Origin of the sequence: Azospirillum tabaci (assembly GCF_014596085.1) — a bacterium.
In the GTDB taxonomy this organism is placed as follows: Bacteria; Pseudomonadota; Alphaproteobacteria; order Azospirillales; family Azospirillaceae; genus Azospirillum; species Azospirillum tabaci.
This window is the reverse complement of the sequence record NZ_JACCJY010000060.1, coordinates 1-5899: the sequence shown is the minus strand read 5'-3', so window position 1 is coordinate 5899 and position 5899 is coordinate 1. Positions and strand designations below refer to the sequence as shown.

Genomic DNA, 5899 nt, shown 5'->3' with positions numbered 1-5899 from the left:
GCCGGCGCCATGCAGACCGCCATGGGCGTGGCCGGCGGCATGCTGATCGGCAGCGCGCTGTCCAGCGCCTTCTCCGGCGGCGGCGAGGCCATCGCCCAGGAGGCCCAGGGCGCCGTCGATCAGGTCGCCGAGGAGCTTCCCAGCCAAGAGGATTCCTGGGGCGGCTTCGGCGGAGACGAGGAGGAATTCTGATCCGCGCGGGAACCGGCCGGGCGGCCTCCCCCCACCGCCCGGCCGGTTCCCGGCCTCTTTTCCCATCGGATGAGCGGACCGGAAATTATCGTTCACGGTCCTGCCCGCGACACTTTCCCGAAGCCGGACCGCTCCGGCGCTCATCTCCTTGCTTTTTGCAGGCCGGGCAATCGTCCGCCTTGCCAGCATTTTCATGCGCATCTAGTTTCCTTCAAGAGAACAGCCCGTCGCTTCCCCGACCGATCCTGCAGGGGTGAAGCACAGGGCAAGGAAAAGCGGACACGCCGTACCACCGTACGGCGCGCGGAACTCTTCCGCGCGCAACGCCCGAGCTTTGCGTCACGGTGATTTCCGCTTTTCAAAAAGAAAAAAGATCAGGAGGAAACCGTGCCGCTGTTCGACCATCCCGATTTCGACGACCATGAGCAGGTGGTCTTCTGCTCCGACGCCGCGTCCGGCCTGCGCGCCATCGTCGCCGTGCACGACACAACGCTCGGCCCGGCGCTGGGCGGCTGCCGCATGTGGCCCTACGCCAGCGACGAGGAGGCCCTGCGCGACGTGCTGCGCCTGTCGCGCGGCATGACCTACAAGTCGGCCCTGGCCGGCCTGCCGCTGGGCGGCGGCAAGTCGGTCATCATCGGCAACCCGCGCACCGACAAGAGCGAGGCGCTGCTGCGCGCCATGGGACGCCACGTCGAACGGCTGGGCGGACGCTACATCGTCGCCGAGGATTCCGGCACAGGGGTTCCCGACATCAAGACCATGGCGCTGGAAACCGCCCATGTCTCCGGCGTGGTCGAGAAGGCGACCGCGGGCGGCGGCACGCGCAGCGGCGATCCCTCACCCTCCACCGCCTACGGCGTCTTCGTCGGGATACAGGCCGCGGTTCGGCACCGCTTGCACCGCACCGATCTGGAGGGGCTGACCGTCGCCATCCAGGGCGTGGGCAGCGTCGGCGGGCATCTCGCCCGCTATCTGGCCGAGGCCGGGGCACGGCTGTGGGTCGCCGACATCGACGAGGCGCAGGCCCGGCGCGTGGCCGACCGCGTGGGTGCGACGCCGGTGTCCGCCGACGCCATTTTCGATCTGGAGGTGGACGTCTTCGCCCCCTGCGCGCTGGGCGCCGTTCTGAACGACGGCACCATCCCGCGGCTGACCTGCCCGGTCGTCGCGGGTGCTGCCAACAACCAGCTCGCCGAGGCCCGGCACGGGCAGGCGCTGGCCGACCGCGGCATCCTCTACGCCCCCGATTACGTCATCAACGCCGGTGGGGTGATCGACGTCCATTACGAACGCGCCGGCTACGACCACAGCCGCGTGATGGACCACATCGAGCGGATCGCCGACACGCTGACGGAGATTTTCGCCCGCGCTGACATGGAGCGCAAGCCGACCGCCGCCGTCGCCGACCGCATGGCCCGCCAGCGCGTGGGGCGCGCACGCTGAATCGGACTCAACGCCCCGAGGCCAGCACGGGGAAGGCGTCCAGCAGGCCGGTCAGCAGGATCTGGACGCCGACGCAGAACAGCAGGAAGGCGAACAGCCGCGTCAGCACGCGGGCGCGGGTGTGGCCGAGCAGCGCCACCAGCCGGTCGGCGGAGCGGTAGGACAGCCAGATCAGCAGCGCGATGGCCAGCGCCGCCGCCGACACGCCGATGAAGAACTCGGTGAGCCCCTCGCTGCCTCGGGGGCGGGTGGCGCCGAGCGCGATGGCGACGGAGATGGTGCCGGGGCCGGTGGTGAAAGGGATGGTCAGGGGAAAGAAGGCGGATTCCCCCACATCGGACTCCCCGGCCTCCTCCGCCGGGGCGGCCTGCTGCTGCTTGCGGGCCTCGTGCGCTTCCGGCGCGCTCAGCAACGCCCAGGCGCGCTCCGCCACGACGAAGCCGCCGGCGATCCGCAGCGCCGCCAGCGAGATGCCGAAGAAGTTCAGCACATAGGATCCCGCCCACAGGGCCGTCAGCATGACGATGGCCGAATAGACGGCGACCAGCGTGGCGAGCTGCACACGCTCCTTCGGGCTGCGCTCCGCCGTCACCTGGCTGAAGATCAGCGCCATGGCGATGGGGTTGACGATCGAGAACAGCGCCGTGAAGGCGAGAAGGAAGCTGTCGAACATGGGGCGGGCCGACCTTTGCCTGGGCGGTTGGCGGGGCTCACCGCCGTGGTACAGGCCGGCCCGTTCCTTGGCAAGGTGCCATGATTTCAAAGCCTGCGCTGTTCAGGAAGGAAACGCCGCTCTTGCCGTTCAGCCGGCAAGACGGCCACACTCCCCTCAGCGGGGAAGGCTTCGTGACGTAATGCCGGAGGGGTTGCGATGGGTCGGCGAACGCGGCGGTGGGTTCTGGCTCTTCTGATGACCGGGCTGCTTCCGGTCCTGTCCGCGCGGGCGGAAACGCCGGCCCAGTTCCGGGCCGCGGTGTCGCAGATCGCCTACGCCGATCCAGGCACCGGCAAGACGGTGCCGATCCTGCTGCTCTACCCGACACGCGACCAGGTCCAGCCAATCCGGCGGGGACCCTATCACCTGAACGTCGCCCCGGAGGGTGGACCGGCGCTGGATTCCCTGCCGTTGGTGATGATGACCCAGGGGCCGTCGCGCAACGGACTGGCGATGGTCAGCGTCGCTCTGTTCCTGGCGCGCCGCGGGATGATGACCGCCATCGTGACCCACCTCGGCGGAATGGAGCCGGGCGCGGACTCCGGGGCCGGCAAAGGCGACCGGATCGGTACCGTGCCGCTGTGGCCGGAATTGCCGCTGCAGCTCCGCGCGGCGCTGGACGCCGTGCTGGACTCCTCGCCCATGGGCTTTCGGGTGGACCGGCAGCGCATCGGCGTGCTCGGCTACGCGGCCGGTGGTCATGCGGCGCTGGCGGCGGCGGGCGGGGTCGCCGATCCGGGGCGGCTGGCCCAGATCTGCGCGGCCCACCCGGACAACCGCAGTCTCTGCCCGGCGGGCGCCAAGACCGCCGCCGCGACTTCGCCAAAACGGCTGGAAGCCGCCACCGATCCCCGCATCCGGTCGCTGCTGCTGATGGATCCGGTCGGCGCGTTGTTCGGGGACGGCGCCCTCTCCCGCGTCACCGTCCCGGTCCGGCTGTACGAGGCGGAGAAGGGCGACGAGAGCGGCGCCCTCCAAGTGGCGCGGGTGCGCGGCCTGCTGCCCCGGCCGCCGGAGTACGACCTTGTTCCCGGCGCCGGCCACTACGCCTTCCTGACGCCGGTCCCGGCCAGCGCCGCCGCCCGCTTCGGCGCGACGGTGCAGGATCCGCCGGGCTTCGACCGCGCCGCCTTCCACGCGCGGCTGAACGACGAAGTTCTGGATTATTTCCGGCGGACGCTGAACGCCGCGCCTTGACCCACCGGGCCAGGGACGCTGCCCAACACCTGCCAACCACCAAGAAAAATGCCAACCACCAAGAAAAACGGAAACGCACCATGACGACGATGACCTTGAAGGAAGCCCTGGCCGAGATTCTGGACCCACGGGAGCGGACCGTGGTGGATGTCGGCTGCGGCGACGGGGCGCTGACCCGCCATTTCGCGGGGCTCGGCGCCCAGGCCATCGGCATCGAGATCAGCGAGGGCCAGCTCGCCCGCGCCCGCAAGGCGGAGCCGGTGGCCGGCGCCGATTACCGCGTTGGCAAGGGAGAGGCGCTGCCCCTGGCGGACGCGTCGGTGGACGCCATCGTTTATTCCAACAGCTTCCACCATCTGCCGCTCGCGGTCATGCCCGATGCGCTGGCCGAGGCGGCGCGGGTGCTGAAGCCCGGCGGCACGCTGGTGGTCGTGGAGCCGATCGCCGACGGCGCCTATTTCGAGGTCATCCTGCCCATCGAGGACGAGACGGAGGTGCGCGCCGCCGCCTACGACACGTTGAAGCACCCGCCGCTGCCGCTGCAGGCGGTGGACGAGACGGTCTACAGCACGGTGGTGCGCTACCGCGACGCCGATCATTACCTGAGCCACGTCACCGCCGTGGACCCGGCGCGGCGCGAGCGCCTGCCCCCGGTGGAGGCCGAGGTCCGCCGCCGCTTCACCGCCAACGGGCGGACCGACGCGGAGGGGATGACCGCCTTCGACCAGCCGATGCGACGCATGGTCTTCAAGAAGCTGCCGTAAGCGCAATCCGCTGGGCGGCGGCCCGCCAGCTTGAGCGCCGCCGTTTGGTCACAGGCGCGCCGCCGCGCGTCCGGGCATAGTGGAGCGGCACCACCGTCTCATAGGTCAAAGACCATGCCCCGCCCTGCCTTGTCCGCCGCCGCCCTCGTCCTTCCAGCGGCTTTGCTTCTGACCGGTTGCGGCGTGGTGGTCGCCACGGTGGACACGGCGGCCAGCGTCGCCGGGTCCGCGGTCAGCGTCGCCGGCGACGTGGTGTCGGCCACGGCCCATGTGGCGACCGCTCCCTTCCGCGGCGGCGACGACAAAGAGGACGAATAGAGACGACGGCGCGCAAAGCTCAGCGCCGGAACATCCGGCGCCACCAGGGGCTCTGCCGCCGCGCCAGCTCGGTCACCAGGACACGGCACTGGTCGCGCATCGCCTCGTAGGCGGCAACCTCGGCCTCGCGGTCGCGGCGCAGGCCGTCCAGCGTGCCGGTCAGCCGCTCCAGCCGTTTCCCCAGCTCCGCGCTGGTTTGGCGCTCCTGCTCCAAGGCCGCCTGCGCCTCCTCGCTGCGGCGTTCCGCCGCTTCGATGCGCTGGCGGAAACCGCGCTCCCGCGCCTCCGTGTCGGCGATCAGCCGTTCCACGAGGTCGCCGATGCGCTTGCGCTCCGCCTCGCGGTCGGCCTGGAGCCGGTCCAACGCCACCGCATGGGACAGGCGCAGGGCGGCGATCTCCGCGTTCACCGCGGACAGCCGGTCCTCCGCATCCTGAAGCGCGCGGGCCATGCCCTGCTCGCGCGCCGAGGTCTCGGCGATCAGCGTCTCGACCAATTGGTTGATGCGCTCGCGCTCCGCCTCGCGGTCGCCCTGGAGGGTCCCGATCTCCCCGGAGCGTGCCCGCTCCACCTGCCCGATGGCCTCGCGCCAGCGCTCGCGTTCGGAGGCGTGCTCGGCGATCACCCGAAGCCGCTCCGCCCGTTCGCTGTCCGCCGCAGCCTCCGCCTTGGCGATCTGTTCGCCCAGCGTGGCGACCTGATCCCCGTAAACGCGCAGGAGTTGAGTGGTTTCCTCCGACAGCGCCTTCGCCGCGCGCGGACGCGTGGCCCGCTTGGCCGGTGCCGCGGGCGGAGGCGGCGTATCCTCAGCGTTGGAGAGCGGCATCATCTCGGTCATCGAGGCTTATCCTGACAGTCGGGCCTGCACCGCCACAGTAGCGCGTCCCGCGCCCTGCGCACAGGAACCTTTTTTCCACAGACCAAGGCCGGGGAACGGCCCGGCAAAGACGGAACCGATAATTCGCCTCGTATTTTCGTGAATTTCGCCGGCAAATTTCCCAAGATTATTTCCATTAACGGGTTTTAAAACCACTTTAACGCCGACTCCCAGCTCCCGCCAAGGTATTAACACCAACGATTGACAGTACGGATTTCGATTGGTTTTTTGAATGACGTTTGCAGGCGCGAGAAAGACTTTTCCTAAAAAGCATATCAATCGCCCTGGCCGATCCGATGTTGCGGAGAACCCCATGCGTGCTGTCCTGGTTGAACCGAACCCCCTGATCGCCGACGCGCTCGGCCGTCAGCTCGGCATGGGGAAGATCCG

Annotated in this window: 7 protein-coding genes and 1 pseudogene; 5 read left to right on the top strand and 3 right to left on the bottom strand. The window is 69.5% G+C overall.

Annotated elements, in window-relative coordinates; genetic code table 11:
* Window positions 1-192, top strand: a pseudogene (locus H0B54_RS29100) (DUF2076 domain-containing protein); the annotation flags it as partial.
* Between the two features lie 387 nt (window positions 193-579).
* Window positions 580-1638 carry a Glu/Leu/Phe/Val dehydrogenase gene (locus tag H0B54_RS29095; protein ID WP_188263241.1) on the top strand — a complete coding sequence of 353 codons (1059 nt, stop codon included), beginning with the start codon at window positions 580-582 and terminating at the stop codon, window positions 1636-1638.
* Between the two features lie 7 nt (window positions 1639-1645).
* Here H0B54_RS29095 and H0B54_RS29090 read toward each other — a convergent pair whose 3' ends face one another.
* Window positions 1646-2311, bottom strand: coding sequence for a MarC family protein (locus tag H0B54_RS29090; RefSeq protein WP_188263240.1), 666 nt, complete (start codon window positions 2309-2311; stop codon window positions 1646-1648).
* 237 nt (window positions 2312-2548) lie between these two features.
* On the opposite strand from H0B54_RS29090, the gene H0B54_RS29085 reads away from it, so the two are divergent.
* The 3 genes from H0B54_RS29085 to H0B54_RS29075 all read left to right on the top strand — a co-directional run bounded on the left by H0B54_RS29085 (window position 2549) and on the right by H0B54_RS29075 (window position 4632).
* A complete protein-coding gene (locus H0B54_RS29085; protein ID WP_246472974.1) occupies window positions 2549-3550 on the top strand; it encodes an alpha/beta hydrolase family protein in 1002 nt (333 codons plus the stop codon).
* Window positions 3547-4314 (top strand): class I SAM-dependent methyltransferase, encoded by a 768-nt coding sequence (locus tag H0B54_RS29080; protein ID WP_281390139.1) that lies wholly within the window; start codon window positions 3547-3549, stop codon window positions 4312-4314. The genes H0B54_RS29085 and H0B54_RS29080 overlap by 4 nt, the downstream gene beginning before the upstream one ends.
* A 114-nt stretch (window positions 4315-4428) precedes the next feature.
* A complete protein-coding gene (locus tag H0B54_RS29075; RefSeq protein WP_172428616.1) occupies window positions 4429-4632 on the top strand; it encodes a hypothetical protein in 204 nt (67 codons plus the stop codon).
* 19 nt (window positions 4633-4651) lie between these two features.
* On the opposite strand, the gene H0B54_RS29070 is transcribed toward H0B54_RS29075, so the two are convergent.
* Both H0B54_RS29070 and H0B54_RS29585 read right to left on the bottom strand, forming a co-directional pair.
* The gene (locus H0B54_RS29070; RefSeq protein ID WP_188263237.1) at window positions 4652-5470 is read right to left on the bottom strand and encodes a coiled-coil domain-containing protein; all 819 of its coding nucleotides are present in this window, start codon (window positions 5468-5470) and stop codon (window positions 4652-4654) included.
* A gap of 196 nt (window positions 5471-5666) precedes the next feature.
* On the bottom strand, window positions 5667-5899 hold a 233-nt coding region (locus tag H0B54_RS29585; protein WP_211109626.1), incomplete at its 5' end, for a hypothetical protein.

What these genes read in the sequence shown, in the direction of transcription:
- H0B54_RS29085 (WP_246472974.1), top strand. Translation starts at nt 2,549, where the DNA reads ATGACCGGGCTGCTTCCGGTCCTGTCCGCGCGGGCGGAAACGCCGGCC.
- H0B54_RS29075 (WP_172428616.1), top strand. Translation starts at nt 4,429, where the DNA reads ATGCCCCGCCCTGCCTTGTCCGCCGCCGCCCTCGTCCTTCCAGCGGCT.
- H0B54_RS29070 (WP_188263237.1), bottom strand. Translation starts at nt 5,470, where the DNA reads ATGACCGAGATGATGCCGCTCTCCAACGCTGAGGATACGCCGCCTCCG.
- H0B54_RS29090 (WP_188263240.1), bottom strand. Translation starts at nt 2,311, where the DNA reads ATGTTCGACAGCTTCCTTCTCGCCTTCACGGCGCTGTTCTCGATCGTC.